Source organism: Cysteiniphilum halobium, from assembly GCF_003574425.1.
Lineage (GTDB): Bacteria > Pseudomonadota > Gammaproteobacteria > Francisellales > Francisellaceae > Caedibacter > Caedibacter halobius.
Window position 1 is genome coordinate 1 of record NZ_QLIU01000046.1, and the last position, 610, is coordinate 610.

Annotated in this window: 1 rRNA gene; it reads right to left on the minus strand. The window is 41.1% G+C overall.

Annotated features, from left to right (window positions below):
- Nucleotides 1-451 (minus strand): 23S ribosomal RNA (locus tag DNK85_RS08265); the annotation flags it as partial.
- Nucleotides 452-610: the final 159 nt, after the last annotated feature.

Consider the following 610-nt stretch of genomic DNA (forward strand, 5'->3'; position numbering starts at 1 on the left):
TTCGCATACCTAGTTCCACATATAAATTTTCGTCTACAGGGCTATCACCTGCTATGGCCATCCTTCCCAGAATGTTCAACTAATCTATACGCTAAAATATACAAGGCTCTTCCCCCTTCGCTCGCCGCTACTGAGGGAATCTCGGTTGATTTCTTTTCCTATGGGTACTTAGATGTTTCAGTTCCCCACGTTCGCTTCCTACCACTTTTTATATCCCACACCCTAAAATCAAGTAGCATAAAACAACAGTTACTTAACTGTATTTTTAATCGCTCAACAAGTTAGAATATCAAAAGTGGTAGGATAACCAGTAAACTGGCTGGGTTCCCCCATTCAGACATCTCCGGATCAATGTTTATTTGCCAACTCCCCGAAGCTTTTCGCAGGCTATCACGTCTTTCATCGCCTCTGACTGCCAAGGCATCCGCCGTTTGCGCTTATTCTCTTGGTCATTACTCTATAATAAATTGTTAAAGATCTCTTCTTGTGCTCAAGACATTCACCTGACCTGCGTTGCTTCAAATCATTCAAGCAATCATTTATTTATATAAACTCTTGCTTTCATTCTTCTCGCGCCTTGATCAGCTAAATCTCTTTAGCACAATACTAT